The following is a 15,130-nucleotide window of genomic DNA, read 5'->3' as shown; positions in this document are numbered from 1 at the left end:
TCCGGCGCCGAGTTGCAGGGCGAGGCCAAGGCCCGCTTCGCCGGGATCCAGGAGCAGATGGCCGACCTGGGCCAGAAGTTCTCCGAGCATGTGCTCGACGCGACCGACAGCTTCACGCACTACGCCAGCGCCGACGAACTGACCGGCGTGCCCGGCGACGTGAAGGCCGCCACCCGCGCCGCCGCTGAAGCCGAAGGCAAGGACGGCCACAAGCTGACGCTGCACATGCCGGTCTACCTGCCGGTGATGCAGTACGCCGACAACCGGCGCTTGCGCGAGCAGCTCTACACCGCCTACGTCACCCGCGCCTGCGAAGCCGGTCCGCCCGAGCGCGACAACGGCCCGGTGATGGCCGAGCTGCTGCGTCTGCGGCAGGAAGAGGCGACGCTGCTGGGCTACCCGAGCTACGCCGACGTGTCGCTGGTGCCCAAGATGGCCGAGAGCCCGGCGCAGGTGCTGACCTTCCTGCGCGACCTCGCCCGCCGCGCCCGTCCGTATGCCGAACGCGATCTGGCCGAGTTGCGCGAATTCGCCGCGACCGAACTGGGGCTGGCGGACCTGCAATCCTGGGATTCCGCCTACGCCAGCGAGAAGCTCAAGGAAGCCCGCTACGCCTTCAGTGACCAGGAGGTGAAGCAGTATTTCACCGAGCCGAAGGTGCTCGACGGCCTGTTCCGCATCATCGAGACGCTGTTCGAGGTCGCAATCCGGCCGGACACCGCGCCGGTGTGGCACGACTCGGTGCGCTTCTACCGCATCGAGCGCGCTGGCCAGCTCATTGGCCAGTTCTACCTCGACCCGCATGCCCGTTCGGGCAAGCGCCCCGGCGCGTGGATGGACGACGTGAAGGGCCGCTGGCTGCGCCCGGACACCGGCCTGCTGCAGACACCGGTCGCGCACCTGGTGTGCAACTTCTCGACGCCGGTCGGCGACAAACCGGCGCTGCTGACGCACGACGAGGTGCAGACGCTGTTCCACGAGTTCGGCCACGGCCTGCACCACATGCTCACGCAGGTCAGCGAACTGGGCGTGTCGGGCATCTCGGGCGTGGAGTGGGACGCGGTGGAGCTGCCGAGCCAGTTCATGGAGAACTTCTGCTGGGAGTGGGAGGTGCTCAAGCACATGACCGCCCATGTGGAGACCGGCGAGCCGCTGCCGCGGGCGCTGTTCGACAAGATGACGGCGGCCAAGAACTTCCAGAGCGGGATGATGACGCTGCGGCAGGTGGAGTTCTCGCTGCTCGACATGCGGCTGCACGCCGAGCCGGGCAGCGACGGGCGTGTGCAGCAGGTGGTGGACGAAGTGCGCGACGAGGTGGCGGTGCTGAAACCCCCTGCGTTCAACCGCTTCCAGCACACCTTCTCGCACATCTTCGCGGGCGGCTACTCGGCGGGTTACTACAGCTACAAGTGGGCGGAGCTGCTGAGCGCGGACGCCTGGAGCGCGTTCGAGGAGGAAGGCGTGCTGAACCCGGAGACGGGCCGCCGCTACCGGCGCGAGATCCTCGAAGCAGGCGGCGCGCGGGACGCCATCGACAACTTCAAGGCGTTCCGCGGGCGTGAGCCGAACATCGACGCCTTGCTCCGACACCAGGGAATGGCAGGATGAACGTTCAACACCTCACCCAGCACACCGGGCGCCTCGCCGCACTGATCGCCGCGGCGGCACTCGCGGGGCTGGCCGGCTGCGCCTCGCCCCCGAATCCGCCGCTGCCGACGGTGCCCTCCGTTGATCTGGCGCGTTATGCCGGCGCCTGGTACGAAGTCGCCGCGCTGCCCAACCGCTTCCAGAAGCAGTGCGTGGCCGACACCCAGGCCCGCTACCGCCAGACGGGCGCCGACATCGAAGTCGTCAACCGCTGCCGCACCGCGGACGGCAAGGTGGACGGCATCACAGGCATCGCCAAGGTCGTCCCCGACAGCGGCAACGCCAAGCTGCGGGTGAGTTTCTTCCGCCCGTTCTACGGCGACTACTGGGTGCTGGCGCTCGGGCCGGACTACCGCTGGGTGCTGGTGGGCGAGCCGACGCGCCGGTTCGGCTGGGTGCTCTCGCGCACACCGGCCATCGCGCCGGCCGATCTGGAAACGGCGCTCGCCCGCGCCGAGGCACTGGGCTACGCCCGCACGACATTCAAGGCCACACCCCAGAGTCAACCGCTAGACTGAACCGTTCTCGACTGCACCGCATCGCCATGCCTGCCCTGACCCACCTGATCTACAGCAGCGCCGCCACCCGGGCCTTCTCCAATGAAGATCTGGCCACGCTGCTCGCGCACGCACGCACCAAGAACGCCATGCAGGGGGTGACGGGCATGTTGCTCCATGTGGACGGCAGCTTCCTGCAGGTGCTCGAAGGCGAGCCAGAATCGGTCGGGGCCGTGTTCCAGACAATCTGCGCCGACCCGCGCCATACCCAGATCGTCACGATCATCCGTGAACCTATCCAGCGCCGCGCCTTCAGCGACTGGAGCATGGGCCATCCCCAGGTGACGCCGGAAGAGCTGGCCGAGATCGACGGTGCCAACGACTTCTTCACGGGAGGCGCCTGTCTGACACGCCTGAACCAGGGCCGTGCCAAGAAGCTGCTCTGGGCCTTCAAGGAAGGACGCTGGCGCAGCCGTCTGACAGGGGCCCAGACCTCGGCAGCACGCCGGGAGCCGGCGTTGCCCGAGCGCCCGCCCATCTCCTTCGCCTTCGCACCGGTCTATGACGCCGATCAGGAGACCGTTGTCTCGCACGAGGCCCACCTGTGTACCCAGGACGGTGACCCACCCGACGCTGTCCTGGCCCAGTGCGTCACGCAACAGGACCGCGCCCGGCTCGACCTGGAGGCCCGCGTGCTGGCCATCGGTCTGGCCGCACGCCTGGGTCTGACGACCGGCCTGACGCTCGGCCTGGCCGCCCACCACCCACACCAGGCCGCGCAGGCGCTGCACTCGGTGCTGGACACGGCCACGCAATGTGGCGTAGCACCCGAGCGCATCACCATCGCCGTCGATCAAGACCGGATGACCGGTGATCCGCTGGTCCTGGCGTCCATCATCCAGCAGTACCGCGCCGCGGGCCTGAAGATCTGCCTCGACCATTTCGGCGCCGGCCGCTCGGGGCTGAACCAGGTCGAGAGCCTGCAGCCCGACAGCATCGCGCTCAACGAAAACCTGGTGCGTGGCATCGAATCCAGCGGTCCACGCCAGGCCATCGTGCGGGGCATCCTCCAGACCTGTGACGATCTGGGCATCGATGTCATCGCCAAGCATGTGGCCACGCCGGCCGAATACGATTGGCTCCGGGCAGAGGGCATCACCTTCTTCCAGGGACCGCTGATCGGCCCCGCCTTGTTCGAAATGCTCCACCACAGCCTGCAACGGCCAGCCGGAACCAGCGCGTGACCCACCAGCCTCCCTTCACCTTCGCGTTCCAGCCGATCGTCAAGGTCACGAGCGGCGAAATCATCTCGTTCGAGGCCCTGGTGCGTGGCCTGCACGGTGAATCGGCCCACCAGGTGCTCAGCCAGGTCGATCCGCTCGACCTGCACACACTCGACCTGCAGTTGCGCCGGGAGGCCATCCGGCTGGCCTCGACGCTGGGCGGGCCGTGTCACCTGAACCTGAACCTGATGCCGCGCAGCCTGGCGCTCTCTCCCGACGCCATCTCCTCGACACTGGCCATGGCCGAGGACTGCGGCATGCCGCCCGACCACATCACGCTGGAGATCACCGAGAACGAGATCATCGACGACCTGCGCCAGTTCTCCGAGCAGATCAACGCCTGCCGGGCTTCGGGTGTGCGCCTGGCCATCGACGATTTCGGTGCGGGCTACGCGGGGCTGAACCTGCTGGCGGAGTTCCAGCCCGACGCGATCAAGCTGGACATGACGCTGGTGCGCGGCATCGAGAGCCGCGGCCCGCGCCAGGCCATCGTGCGCGGCATCCACCGCACCTGCCTCGATCTCGGCATCGACGTCATCGCGGAGGGTGTGGAAACCGAAGCCGAGTACTGGTGGTTCCGCCAGGAGGGCGTCGAGCTGTTCCAGGGCTACCTGTTCGCCCGGCCCGGCCTGCGGCAGATGCCGCTGGCGTTCTACCCCACGCAGAGCTGAGCCGCACGGCGCCCGTCAGCGCCGCGGGCCAGTGCGCGCCACCTGCTCGCACACCGCCAGCGTCTCCACCGCCACGTCGTCCCAGGTGCGGCTCATGGCGGCGGCGATCGCGGGGCGGTCCCAGGGCTGGTCGAGCGCCTGCCGCAGTGCCTGCGCCAGCGCCTCGGCGTTCTTCGGCGGAATCAGGATGCCGTTGTCCGCGTGCAGGATCTCGCGGGTGCCGCCCACGTCGGTCGCCACCACTGGCCGCCCGCACGCCACGCCCTCCACCACCACGTTCGGATAGCCCTCGCTCCAGCTCGGCAGCGTCAGCACGTCGGCGGCGTTGATCCACTCGGCGACCTGCTCCGGTGCCTGGCCACCGGGCAGGTGGACCCGCCCGGTCAGCCCGGTCGAGGCCACCAGCGCCATCAGCTCGTCCTTCATCACGCCGTCGCCGACCAGGGCCAGCGTGACCTTGGGATCGTCCTTGGCGAGCTGCTGGAAGGCGGTGATCAGCTCGCGCATCCCCTTCGCCTCGACGAAGCGGCCCACGTAGACGATCAGCTTCTCGTCCGGCTTCACGCCCCACTTGGCCCGCAGCGCCGGCTGGTCCAGCGGCTTGAAGACGGCGGTGTTGAAGCCGTTGATGATGGTGTGGACCTTGTCGGCCGGTGCGTCGAATTCGCGGATCGCGTACTGGCGCATCGCTTCGCTCACGGTCAGCAGTGCATCGATGCCACCGATGGTGCGGCGGGTCATCTTGTCGTTGATGCCGGAGCGCACATGGATGTCCGACCCCAGCGCCCCGACGATGCACGGCACCCCCAGCGCCCGCGCCGTGCGCAAGGCGGCAAACCCATCGGGATAGACCCAGTACGCCAGCACGAGATCGGGCTTGAAACGCCGGACCCGCGGCGTCAGGGCCAGGCTGGCGATGTGGCCGTTGTAGCCGCGGCTCACCACCGGCACGCCGGGAAAGGTGAACGCCTCGACATCGCAGCCGTCGAGCGTGTAGTCCGGCCCGACCGAGCCGTAAATGAAGCTGCGCGGCTTGAACCCGGGGATGCGCGGGTACTGCATCGTCTGGAAGAACGTCTTCACCGTGGCGAGCTTGCCGAGCGAACGGGCGGTTTCGTGGATGTAGCGGCCCCGCGTCTGGTCGTGCGGAACGGGCAGCATGGGGGTGACGAGGGCTATGCGCAGCATCGGAGGCTCGGGCAGGGGAAGTCGAATTGGGCCGAATTGTCGCGGCAAACCACCCGCGCCCATGCCCGCAACAGCCTGACTCCTGCCCAACCCTTCAGCCGTTCAGAGGTTCCAGACTTCAGCGGCGCAGGCTCGGACTGTCGAGCACCAAGGCCGACGCCTCCAGCCGCACCGCCCCCGCCGGCCATGCCGTGGCCGCAAAGATCCGGTCCACGGGTCCGGCGATGACGGTGCGCAGCCGCGCGGCGGTCCAGTGCTGCTGGGCAAAGGCGCGCACCTGGGCCGGGCTGACCGCCTCCAGCCGTGCCGGCCAGCGCGACAGCCACTCCACCGGGTGGCCCAGCGCCCATTCCTCGCCGATGCGGGCCACGAGGCCGCTGGTGGTGTCGAGCTGGCGCGCCAGTGCGCCGATCATGGCCGCCCGGCGTGCCACCAGCTCCGCCGAACCGACCGGCTGCTGCGCCAGTGCCAGGAGCTGGGTCTGCATCAGCGCCGCGACCTCGGCCGCATGGGCGTGCTCGGTCTGCGCCGAGGCGACGAACAGCCCGGTCAGGCGCTGCGGCTCGGTGCGGCCGGTCACGCCGTAGGACAGGCCGCGCCGCACGCGCACCTCCTGGTTCAGCCGCGCCGAGTGGCCCGCCCCGACCACCGCGGCGGCCAGCGTGCCGGCGGCGTGGTCGGCCGCCTCGGTGCCGACAAAGGGGGCACAGACCAGCACGCTGGTCTGTGCCACCGCCGGCAGGTGGAGCAGCAGGGTCTGGGGCAGCAGCGGCTCGGGCAGCGCGCCGGGTTCGGCCGGTTCCGCGGCCAGCGGCTCCGCCGGCCGCGCCCAGCCCTCCAGCACCGGCCCGGCCAGCGCCCGCGCCCCCGCCACGTCGATGTCCCCGGCCAGCACCACCGCCACCCGATCCGGCCGCACCCAGCGGCGGTGCAGGGCCAGCACGTCCTCGTGGCGCACGGCCATCAGGCTGGCCGGCGTGGTCACGCTGCCCGGCGACTCGGCGCCCCAGGCCGTGCGGCGGGCCACCAGCGCGGCGAGCTGCGCGGGGTCTTGCAGCCGCAGCGCGAGTGCGTCCCGGGCCTGCCCCCTCAGGCCCGGCAGGTCGGCAGGCGCCAGCAGCGGATGCCGCAGCACGTCCGACAGCAGCGCCAGCGCCGCTCCCGCCCGCGGGGCCAGCACCGTCATCTCCAGCATGGTCCACCGCTCCTCCACCCGGACGGAGACCGCGCCACCCAGGGCTTGTGCCTGCCGCGCCAGCGCCACGCCCTCCACGGGCCGTCCACGCCGCAGCACGCCCCGCATCCAGCACTGCACCATCAGCTCGGCCGTGCCACGCCGACCCGGCGGATCGAACGCCGACCCGCAGCGCAGCACCAGCGCCACGCTCACCAGCGGCAGGCCCGGCCGGGGCGCCACGGTCAGCGTCAGGCCGTGGTCGCCGAGCCGCTCCTCGGTGCGCGCGGGGATGTGCAGGACCGGCGGCGGCCCCGGCTCGGGCAGCGGCGAAGCCGGCCTGGCGGACACGGTCTCGTCGGGCGTCCGTGTGGCGGCCTGCCCGGCCACGGCGACGTTCGACACCGGCCGCGACACCGGCGCCGCACAACCGCCCGCCCCCGCGCCCAGCACGACGGCCCCGCCCTGCCGCACCAGCCAGTGCCCGAAGGTGCGCCGCTTCATGGCCGCGCACCACCGCCGGACAAGCCTTGCATGCCTTGCATGCCTTGCACATAGCGCAGCGTGACCCGGTGCGCGCCCAGCACATGCGCGCGCAGCACCCGCTGGACATCCTCCGCCCGCACCGCCTGCAGTTGCACCAGCTCGGCATCGACCGCGCGCGCATCCTGCCGGCGCACCACCGCCCAGCCCAGCGCCAGCGCACGGCCCTCGGCGGTCTGGCGCGCCACCAGCGCCTCGGTCAGCAGTTGCGTGCGGACCTTGTCCAGCTCGCCGATGGGGATGGGTCCGTGGGCGAGCCGGTGGATGGCCCGCAGCAGCGCGGTTTCCAGCAGGGGCAACCGCGGATCGTGCCGCGCATCCCCGCCGATCACCGAGGGGCCGGCCGCGATCGCCCAGGCACTGAGCATCCCGGCGTCCACCTGCAGCTCCGCGCCGAAGCCCGCGCTCTGCGCCAGCGGCACCCGCTCGACCAACCCGGCCGACAGCCGCGACGACTCGCCCTCCCCCAGCAGCGCCGCCGCCACCCGCAGCGCCGCCGCATCGGCATGGGCCGCACCCGGCGCCAGCCACAGCAAGGCCAGCGCTGGCGCGGGCACCTGGGGCGCCGTCAGCGTGACCTGCTGGTCGCGGTCGCGGCGCGGCTCGCGCACGCCGACCCGCGGCACCGGGGTGTCCGGCGACACGCGTGCGCCGAAATGGCGGTCCACCCAGGCATCGACCTGGACCGGATCGACCGCGCCAGCGACGATCAGCGTCGCGTTGTCCGGCCGGTAGTAGGTGGCGTGGAAGCGGCGCACGTCGTCGAGGCTGGCGGCGTGGAGGTCGTCCACGCTGCCGATGACGGGGCGCCGATAGGGGTGGACCTGCCAGAAGGCGGGTGCCATGCCATGGAACAGCCGCCCATAGGGGTCGGCCAGCACCTTCTGCCGGAACTCCGCCTCGACCACGGCGCGCTCGCTGTGGAACTGCGGCGCACTGACCTGGAGTTGGGCCATGCGCTCGGATTCGGCCCAGAGCAGGCGCTCGACGTGGTGGGCCGGCACGGTGTTGAGGAACACGGTCGCGTCCTCGGTGGTGAAGGCGTTGTTCTCGCCGCCCACGTCCTCGGTGAGCCGGTCGAAGGCTTCGTCGGCGAGGTGGCGGGTGCGCTTGAACATGAGGTGTTCGAACAGGTGCGCGAAGCCGGAGCGGCCGGGTGGATCGTCCTTGCCGCCCACGCGGTACCAGACCTGCACCGCGGCCATGCCCGATCCCGGCTGCTCGGCCAGCGGCCCGTCCGGCAGCACGACCACCTGCAGCCCGTTGCGCAGCGTCCGCACCCGCGGCACCAGCCCCGGCAACCGCAACCGCACCGGTGCAGCAGTCGCTGTCCCGCAGCCGCCCGCACTGCCCAGCCACAGGGCGGTGCCGTGCCGGAGCATCTGGCGGCGCTGCATCCGGGCGTCCCGCTTCAGCGCCGCGAACGGCCGCGCCGGTCGGGCAGGCGCGAGGGCGGCAGGTCCGGTGCCGGCCGTGCAGCGGCGCCGAGGGCAGCAGGGGTACCGTCTCCAGCCTCCGCGGCGTCCGCCTCCTGCCGCAGCACGAGTGCGCGCTCGTACAACCCATTGCGCGCGCCGCCCGTGGCCTGCGCGGCCAGCGACACCGCCTGCTTGAGCGGCAGCTCGGCCATCAGCGTGCGCAGCAGGTGGTCGGTGGAAACCGTGTCGGCACCGCCCTGCACCGCCTCGGCCGCCCCGCGGGCATGGAGCACCAGCACGAACTCGCCGCGCCGGTGGTCCGCATCGGCGGCCAGCCAGGCGGGGAAGGCCGCGCAGTCGAGCGTGTGGATGGACTCGAACTGCTTGGTCAGCTCGCGGCAGACGGTCAGCCGGCGTGTCGGCAGCGCCTCGGCCAGCGCGGCGGCCAGGGCGTCGATGCGGTGCGGTGCCTCGAACAGCACGCAAGTGCCCGGATCGGCGCCGAGGTGCTGGAGATCCTGCAGCCGCGCCGCCGCCTTGGGCGAGACGAAGCCGACGAAGCGGAACCCGCCACCGGCCACGTCACCCGCGGCGCTGAGCGCCGTCACCACGCTGCTGGCACCCGGCAGCGGCACCACGCGGAAACCCGCTGCCCGCACCGCGGCCACCAGCCGCGCGCCCGGATCGGAGATGGCCGGTGTGCCCGCGTCGCTGACATAGGCCACGCGCTCGCCACGGGCCAGGCGCTCGATCACCTGCGGCGCGGCGGACTCCTCGTTGTGCTCGTGCAGGGCCATGAGCGGGCGGTGCAGCCCCAGCCGCTGCAGCAAGCCGGCGCTGACCCGCGTGTCCTCGCAGGCCACGGCGTCCACGATCGACAGCACATGGATGGCGCGCAAACTCATGTCGGCCATGTTGCCGATGGGGGTCGCCACGACATACAGTGCCGAGGCAGGGTGCTGCTGGTGCCCTGCAGCGGCGTTGGCGGCTTGCAGGATCAGGGGGGAAACGATGGTATCGAGGCTCACGGGCAGCAATCGCGGTGACAGGGGCGGTGACAAGAAGGACATCGGCGATGCCGGCGAGGCGCGCGCCCTGGCGCACCTGCAGCAGCAAGGACTCGTGCTGGTGCAGCGCAATTATCGGGTGGCGGCCGGTCCCTCGGCGCGGGCCGGTGAAGTCGATCTGATCATGCGCGACCGGGACCGCGAGGGCACGCTGGTCTTCGTCGAGGTCCGCCAGCGCGCCCGCTTCGACCACGGCGGCGCCGCGGCCAGCGTGACACGGCCCAAGCAAGCGCGTGTCATCTACGCCGCGCGCCACTACCTGCAGCGCCATTGCCGGGTCTGGCCGCCGTGCCGCTTCGACGTGGTGGCCATCGACGGCGACGACCTGACGTGGCTGGTCGCGGCCTTCGATGCCATCTGAACCGTGGGGAAACGCGGGGGAAATCTGGCCGCAATCTGGCAGCAATCGGGTGACGCCTGGGCTGGCATATCATCGACCCATGCTTGAGCAACGCATACAACAACACTTTTTCGACAGCGCCGACCTGAAATACGCCGCCGCGGAGGTGCTCACGCGCCCCGTGAGCGACGCGGCCCATGTGCTGCTGAACGCCATCACGTCTGGCGGCAAGGCACTGGCTTGCGGCAGTGGCAGCTCTGCCGGAGATGCACAGCATTTCGCCGCGAGTTTCGTTGGCTGCTTCGAGCGTGAGCGCCCAGGTCTGGCCGCCCTGTCGCTGTCCACCGACACGTCGATCCTGGCCGCGATCGGCCATGACCAGGCCCTCGACCAGCTCTACGCCAAGCAGGTGCAGGCGCTGGGCCAGCCGGGGGATGTGCTGCTGGCCATCACCACCAGCGGCAACGCGGCCAACATCCTCGAAGCGATCGACGCGGCGCACCAGAAGGACATGGTCGTCGTGGCGCTCACCGGCAACGGCGGAGGCAAGGTCGCGGGCGCGCTGAACGAGGGCGATGTCCACCTCTGCGTCCCGCACGACCGCACTGCACGCATCCAGGAGGTCCACCTGCTGGTCCTGCATTGCCTGTGCGATGCGGTCGATGTCTTACTGCTTGGAGAATGACCCGATGGCCCTGCTGAACCACGCCCGACTGAACACCACGCTGGCCGCACTGATCGGCGCCGCGGCACTGTGTACGTCCCTGACTGGCTGCGCGCCGCTGCTGGTGGGCGGCGCGGCCATGGGTGGCGCGATGGTGGTGACGGATCGGCGCAGCTCGGGCGTGCAGCTCGAAGACGAGACGATCGAGCTGAAGGCCAACCAGCGCGTCCGCGCCACGGCCGGTGAACGCTCGCATGTCAACGTCACCAGCTACCAGCGCCAGGTGCTGCTGACCGGCGAGGTCTACAACGAGGCGGACAAGGCCGCCATCGAGCAGGCCATCACCAGGATCGACGGCGTGAAGTCGGTGGTCAACGAGCTGGCCGTGATGTGGCCGACCTCCACCAGCGACCGCTCGCGCGATCTGCTGCTGGTCGGCAAGATCAAGGCCACGTTCGTGGACACGGCCGGACTGTCGGCCAATGCGTTCACGGTGGTGGCCGAGCGGGGCGTCGTCTACCTGATGGGCCGCGTCACCGAGGAGGAGGCTGGCCGCGCCATCGGACTGGCGCGTTCGGTGCCGGGCGTGGCGAAGGTGGTGCGGCTGGTCGAGACCATCACCCCCGAGCAGCTCAAGAACATCAAGGGGCGTTAACGCAGGCGCTTGATCAGGCTGGACGTGTCCCAACGCTGTCCGCCCAGCGCCTGCACCTCGGCGTAGAACTGGTCCACCAGCGCCGTGACCGGCAGCCGCGAACCATTGCGGCGCGCCTCGTCCAGCACGAGGCCCAGATCCTTGCGCATCCAGTCCACCGCGAAGCCGAAGTCGAACTGGCCGTTCACCATCGTCTTGCCGCGGTTGTCCATCTGCCAGCTCTGCGCAGCGCCCTTGCCGATCACGTCGAGCACCTGCTGCATGTCCAGCCCGGCGTTCTGCCCGAAGGCGATCGCCTCCGACAGACCCTGCACCAGCCCGGCGATGCAGATCTGGTTGACCATCTTGGCGAGCTGTCCGGCACCACTCTCGCCCAGCAGCGTGACGGCACGCGAAAACGCCATCGCCACCGGTTTCATCACCTCGAATGCCGCCGCGTCACCGCCGCACATGACGGTCAGCAGTCCGTTGACCGCGCCCGCCTGACCACCCGACACCGGCGCGTCAATGAACTGACCCCCTTGGGCCGCGACCAGCGCCGCCAGCTCGCGCGCCACATCCGCCGAAGCGGTGGTGTGGTCCACCAGCAGGCCGCCCGCACGCAGGCCAGCGAGCGCGCCATCCGCCCCCAGCACGACCGAACGCAGATCCTCGTCGTTGCCGACGCACAGGAAGACGATGTCGGCGTGCTGCGCCGCTGCACGCGGCGTCAGCGCCATCGCGGCGGACAGCCCTTCGGCCACGTGCTGCGCGACCCAGGCGTCGGCGCGGGCGGCGGTGCGGTTGTAGACGGTGACACGGTGGCCGGCGCGGGCGAGGTGGCCCGCCATCGGCCCTCCCATCACGCCCAGGCCAATGAACGCCACATCGCGGGCGGGAACGGAGTCGTAGGTTTTGGACATGTCGAGGGTCAGACGATCTTCAGACCACCGGTTTCGGTGGGCGCTCCGGTGCGTGCGCGCATGCTGTTGAGCTTGATCTGCAAGCGCAGGTCATTCACCGAATCGGCATTGCGCAGCGCGTCGGCCGCCGTAATGTAGTAGCCCTCGAACAGATCGAACAGGGCCTGGTCGAACGTCTGCATCCCGTGCTCGCGGCCCTTCTTCATCACTTCCTTGATGGCGGAGACTTCGCCCTTGAAGATCAGGTCGGAAATGAAGGGGGTGTTGAGCAAGATCTCGACCGCCGCCATGCGCCCCGCCCCGTCCTCGCGCGGAATGAGCCGCTGCGAGATCATCGCCTTCAGGTTGAGCGACAGGTCCATCAGCAATTGGTCGCGGCGCTCTTCGGGGAAGAAGTTGACGATGCGGTCCAGGGCCTGGTTGGCGCTGTTGGCGTGCAGCGTGGCCATGCAGAGGTGGCCGGTCTCGGCAAAGGCCACGGCGTGCTGCATGGTCTCGCGGTCGCGGATCTCGCCCATCAGGATCACGTCGGGGGCTTGCCGCAGGGTGTTCTTGAGCGCGGCATCCCAGGTCAGCGTGTCAATGCCGACTTCGCGCTGCGTGATGATGCAGTTCTTGTGCGGGTGGACGAACTCGACCGGATCTTCGATGGTGATGATGTGGTCGCAGGCGGTCTCGTTGCGGTAATCGACCATCGAGGCCAGCGTCGTGCTCTTGCCGGACCCCGTGGCGCCGACCAGGATGACCAGCCCGCGCTTGTACATCGTGATGTCCTTGAGGATGCTGGGCAGGCCGAGCTTGTCGATGCTGGGCAGGTCTTTCGGGATGGTCCGCAGCACCATGCCCACCTGCCCTTGCTGGACGAAAGCGTTCACCCGGAAGCGCCCGATGCCCTGCGGCGAGATCGCGAAATTGCACTCCTTGGTGCGCTCGAACTCGGCCGACTGCTTGTCGTTCATGACCGAGCGCGCCAGCGCCATCGTGTGCTGGCTGGAGAGCGGCTGCGGGGAGACCTTGACGACCTTGCCATCGACCTTGACGGCCGGCGGAAAGTCGCAGGTGAGGAACAGATCGGAGCCACCGCGCGAAACCAGCAGGCGCAGCAGATCATTGATGAATTTGGATGCCTGGTCGCGTTCCATGGTGGGGAGGGTTCGGTGGTGGAACGGCCTCAGCCGGGGAAGTTCTCGGGCGAGCGGGCCTTGGAGCGGGCCTCGGCCGGCGTGATCTGGCTGCGGCGCACGAGGTCGGCGAGGTTCTGGTCGAGCGTCTGCATCCCCTGCCCTTGACCGGTCTGGATGACGGAGTACATCTGCGCCACCTTGGCCTCGCGGATCAGGTTGCGGATGGCCGGGGTGCCCAGCATGATCTCGTGCGCGGCGACGCGGCCAGTACCGTCGCGGTTCTTGCACAGCGTCTGCGAAATCACCGCCATGAGCGACTCCGACAGCATCGCGCGGACCATGTCCTTCTCGTCGCCGGGGAAGACATCGATGATCCGGTCGATGGTCTTGGCCGCGCTCGACGTGTGCAGCGTGCCGAACACGAGGTGGCCGGTTTCCGCCGCGGTCAGCGCCAGCCGGATCGTCTCCAGGTCACGCAGCTCGCCCACCAGAATCGCGTCCGGGTCTTCGCGCAAGGCCGAGCGCAGCGCCGCAGCGAACGACTTGGTCTGCGTGAACACCTCGCGCTGGTTCACCAGGCATTTCTTGGATTCGTGGACAAATTCGATCGGATCTTCCACGGTCAGAATATGGCCATATTCCGACTCGTTGAGGTGATTCACCATCGCGGCCAGCGTCGTGGACTTGCCGGAGCCGGTCGGGCCTGTCACCAGCACCAGGCCACGGGGTTTCAGCGCGAGTTCGCCAAACACCTTGGGCGCGTTGAGATCCTCGAGCGTCAGGATCTTGCTCGGGATGGTCCGGAACACCGCGCCGGCGCCGCGGTTCTGGTTGAACGCATTCACCCGAAACCGTGAAAGTCCTTGAATCTCAAAGGAAAAATCGCATTCCATGCTCTCCTCGTAGCTCTTGCGCTGCGAGTCGTTCATCACGTCGTAGACCATCTCGTGGATGCGCTTGTGGGGCAGCGGATCGACGTTGAGGCGGCGGACATCGCCATGCACGCGGATCATGGGCGGCATGCCCGCGGACAGATGCAAGTCTGACGCCTTGTTACGAACTGCAAACGTCAGTAGCTGTGTGATATCCATGCAATGGCTCCTCGGACCTGGCGGTCAATACACCGATTTTCCCGAAGAAAACGTGGCAAAAAATGAAAACTTCGATCTCGACGATTATGACGACCATCTCCGACAACGTACAAGCCACACAAACGCGGCTAAATCGGGCCTGTTCCGCGGCACGGCGCCCCGGTGACACGGTGGCGCTGCTGGCGGTCAGCAAGCGGCAAACGGCCGAGGCGGTGCGCCAGGCCCACGCGGCCGGACTCTGTGCCTTCGGCGAAAACTATGTGCAGGAAGGGCTGGACAAGATCGCCGCGCTGGCCGATCTGCGCGCCGTGTTGCAGTGGCACCTGATCGGGCCGCTGCAGAGCAACAAGACCCGCGCCGTCGCCGAAACCTTCGACTGGGTCCACAGCGTCGATCGCCTGAAGACCGCACAGCGCCTGAGCGAGCAGCGCCCCGACCACCTGCCGCCGCTGAACGTGTGCCTGCAGGTCAACATCAGCGGCGAGGACAGCAAGAGCGGCGTGGCGCCTGCGGACGTGCCGGCGCTGGCCCACGCGGTCGCCGCATTGCCGCGGCTCAGGCTGCGCGGGCTGATGTCGATCCCCGAGCCGGCCGACACGCTCGACGCCCAGCGTGCGCCACACCGGGCCTTGCGTCTTCTGTTCGACCAGCTCAACACCGAGGGGCTGGCGCTGGACACGCTGTCAATGGGGATGAGCGCGGACCTGGAGGCGGCCGTGGCCGAAGGGGCGACGGTGGTGCGCATCGGCACGGCGATTTTCGGGGCACGGGCGGCTTGAGTGGCATGCGCAGCCCTTGAACTTGTCGTGAACAACCGCACGTTCAACAGGTGGCAGGGCGCCGCCTTGCCCGTCGCAAAGGAAGGC

The 15,130-nt window shown here is 69.3% G+C and carries 15 protein-coding genes; 8 read left to right on the top strand and 7 right to left on the bottom strand.

The window, feature by feature from the left end:
• The 4 genes from QZW52_RS01340 to QZW52_RS01325 form a co-directional block, all read left to right on the top strand.
• A partial coding sequence (locus QZW52_RS01340) for a M3 family metallopeptidase (RefSeq protein ID WP_293994291.1) occupies nt 1–1,608 on the top strand: 1,608 nt, incomplete at its 5' end.
• Entirely contained in the window at nt 1,605–2,165 is a 561-nt protein-coding gene (locus QZW52_RS01335) for a lipocalin family protein (RefSeq protein ID WP_293994289.1), read from the top strand. The genes QZW52_RS01340 and QZW52_RS01335, both read left to right, overlap by 4 nt.
• Before the next feature lie 26 nt (nt 2,166–2,191).
• Nucleotides 2,192–3,388, top strand: a complete 1,197-nt coding sequence (locus QZW52_RS01330; RefSeq protein ID WP_293994287.1) for a diguanylate phosphodiesterase — start codon at nt 2,192–2,194, stop codon at nt 3,386–3,388.
• Nucleotides 3,385–4,098: an EAL domain-containing protein gene (locus QZW52_RS01325; protein ID WP_293994284.1), complete on the top strand. Its 714-nt coding sequence runs from the start codon at nt 3,385–3,387 to the stop codon at nt 4,096–4,098. Before QZW52_RS01330 ends, QZW52_RS01325 begins: the two co-directional genes overlap by 4 nt.
• Nucleotides 4,099–4,113: 15 nt before the next feature.
• Here QZW52_RS01325 and QZW52_RS01320 read toward each other — a convergent pair whose 3' ends face one another.
• From QZW52_RS01320 to rsmI, 4 genes are all read right to left on the bottom strand, one after another.
• Entirely contained in the window at nt 4,114–5,286 is a 1,173-nt protein-coding gene (locus QZW52_RS01320) for a glycosyltransferase (RefSeq protein ID WP_293994282.1), read from the bottom strand.
• A 118-nt stretch (nt 5,287–5,404) separates the two neighbouring features.
• Complete coding sequence (locus QZW52_RS01315; protein ID WP_293994280.1) at nt 5,405–6,964, bottom strand: M16 family metallopeptidase; 1,560 nt, start codon at nt 6,962–6,964, stop codon at nt 5,405–5,407.
• A complete protein-coding gene (locus QZW52_RS01310; RefSeq protein ID WP_293994278.1) occupies nt 6,961–8,400 on the bottom strand; it encodes a M16 family metallopeptidase in 1,440 nt (479 codons plus the stop codon). Before QZW52_RS01310 ends, QZW52_RS01315 begins: the two co-directional genes overlap by 4 nt.
• A gap of 14 nt (nt 8,401–8,414) precedes the next feature.
• A complete protein-coding gene (gene rsmI / locus QZW52_RS01305; protein ID WP_293994276.1) occupies nt 8,415–9,449 on the bottom strand; it encodes a 16S rRNA (cytidine(1402)-2'-O)-methyltransferase in 1,035 nt (344 codons plus the stop codon).
• Here rsmI and QZW52_RS01300 point away from each other — a divergent pair.
• The 3 genes from QZW52_RS01300 to QZW52_RS01290 all read left to right on the top strand — a co-directional run bounded on the left by QZW52_RS01300 (nt 9,433) and on the right by QZW52_RS01290 (nt 11,147).
• A complete protein-coding gene (locus QZW52_RS01300) occupies nt 9,433–9,849 on the top strand; it encodes a YraN family protein (RefSeq protein ID WP_293994274.1) in 417 nt (138 codons plus the stop codon). The two genes, rsmI and QZW52_RS01300, sit on opposite strands and share 17 nt — an antisense overlap.
• A gap of 79 nt (nt 9,850–9,928) precedes the next feature.
• Complete coding sequence (locus QZW52_RS01295) at nt 9,929–10,513, top strand: phosphoheptose isomerase (protein WP_293994272.1); 585 nt, start codon at nt 9,929–9,931, stop codon at nt 10,511–10,513.
• Nucleotides 10,514–10,517: 4 nt separating this feature from the next.
• Nucleotides 10,518–11,147 (top strand): BON domain-containing protein, encoded by a 630-nt coding sequence (locus QZW52_RS01290; protein ID WP_293994270.1) that lies wholly within the window; start codon nt 10,518–10,520, stop codon nt 11,145–11,147.
• On the opposite strand, the gene QZW52_RS01285 is transcribed toward QZW52_RS01290, so the two are convergent.
• The 3 genes from QZW52_RS01285 to QZW52_RS01275 are packed head-to-tail and all read right to left on the bottom strand — an operon-like array spanning nt 11,144 to nt 14,264.
• Entirely contained in the window at nt 11,144–12,049 is a 906-nt protein-coding gene (locus tag QZW52_RS01285; protein WP_293994267.1) for an NAD(P)-dependent oxidoreductase, read from the bottom strand. The two genes, QZW52_RS01290 and QZW52_RS01285, sit on opposite strands and share 4 nt — an antisense overlap.
• 8 nt (nt 12,050–12,057) lie before the next feature.
• Nucleotides 12,058–13,191 carry a PilT/PilU family type 4a pilus ATPase gene (locus QZW52_RS01280; protein WP_293994265.1) on the bottom strand — a complete coding sequence of 378 codons (1,134 nt, stop codon included), beginning with the start codon at nt 13,189–13,191 and terminating at the stop codon, nt 12,058–12,060.
• A gap of 29 nt (nt 13,192–13,220) precedes the next feature.
• Nucleotides 13,221–14,264: a type IV pilus twitching motility protein PilT gene (locus QZW52_RS01275; protein ID WP_293994263.1), complete on the bottom strand. Its 1,044-nt coding sequence runs from the start codon at nt 14,262–14,264 to the stop codon at nt 13,221–13,223.
• Between the two features lie 86 nt (nt 14,265–14,350).
• Between QZW52_RS01275 and QZW52_RS01270 the strand changes: the two genes are divergently transcribed.
• Nucleotides 14,351–15,043, top strand: coding sequence for a YggS family pyridoxal phosphate-dependent enzyme (locus QZW52_RS01270; RefSeq protein WP_293994261.1), 693 nt, complete (start codon nt 14,351–14,353; stop codon nt 15,041–15,043).
• Nucleotides 15,044–15,130: the final 87 nt, after the last annotated feature.

Source organism: Sphaerotilus sp., from assembly GCF_013299175.1.
GTDB lineage: Bacteria > Pseudomonadota > Gammaproteobacteria > Burkholderiales > Burkholderiaceae_C > Sphaerotilus.
Note: the sequence above shows the minus strand (reverse complement) of the source record. Positions and strands in the feature narration are given on the sequence as shown.

What these genes read in the sequence shown, in the direction of transcription:
- QZW52_RS01295 (WP_293994272.1), top strand. Translation starts at nt 9,929, where the DNA reads ATGCTTGAGCAACGCATACAACAACACTTTTTCGACAGCGCCGACCTG.
- QZW52_RS01290 (WP_293994270.1), top strand. Translation starts at nt 10,518, where the DNA reads ATGGCCCTGCTGAACCACGCCCGACTGAACACCACGCTGGCCGCACTG.
- QZW52_RS01310 (WP_293994278.1), bottom strand. Translation starts at nt 8,400, where the DNA reads ATGCAGCGCCGCCAGATGCTCCGGCACGGCACCGCCCTGTGGCTGGGC.
- QZW52_RS01275 (WP_293994263.1), bottom strand. Translation starts at nt 14,264, where the DNA reads ATGGATATCACACAGCTACTGACGTTTGCAGTTCGTAACAAGGCGTCA.
- QZW52_RS01270 (WP_293994261.1), top strand. Translation starts at nt 14,351, where the DNA reads ATGACGACCATCTCCGACAACGTACAAGCCACACAAACGCGGCTAAAT.
- QZW52_RS01285 (WP_293994267.1), bottom strand. Translation starts at nt 12,049, where the DNA reads ATGTCCAAAACCTACGACTCCGTTCCCGCCCGCGATGTGGCGTTCATT.
- QZW52_RS01280 (WP_293994265.1), bottom strand. Translation starts at nt 13,191, where the DNA reads ATGGAACGCGACCAGGCATCCAAATTCATCAATGATCTGCTGCGCCTG.
- QZW52_RS01330 (WP_293994287.1), top strand. Translation starts at nt 2,192, where the DNA reads ATGCCTGCCCTGACCCACCTGATCTACAGCAGCGCCGCCACCCGGGCC.
- QZW52_RS01335 (WP_293994289.1), top strand. Translation starts at nt 1,605, where the DNA reads ATGAACGTTCAACACCTCACCCAGCACACCGGGCGCCTCGCCGCACTG.
- QZW52_RS01300 (WP_293994274.1), top strand. Translation starts at nt 9,433, where the DNA reads ATGGTATCGAGGCTCACGGGCAGCAATCGCGGTGACAGGGGCGGTGAC.
- QZW52_RS01320 (WP_293994282.1), bottom strand. Translation starts at nt 5,286, where the DNA reads ATGCTGCGCATAGCCCTCGTCACCCCCATGCTGCCCGTTCCGCACGAC.
- QZW52_RS01315 (WP_293994280.1), bottom strand. Translation starts at nt 6,964, where the DNA reads ATGAAGCGGCGCACCTTCGGGCACTGGCTGGTGCGGCAGGGCGGGGCC.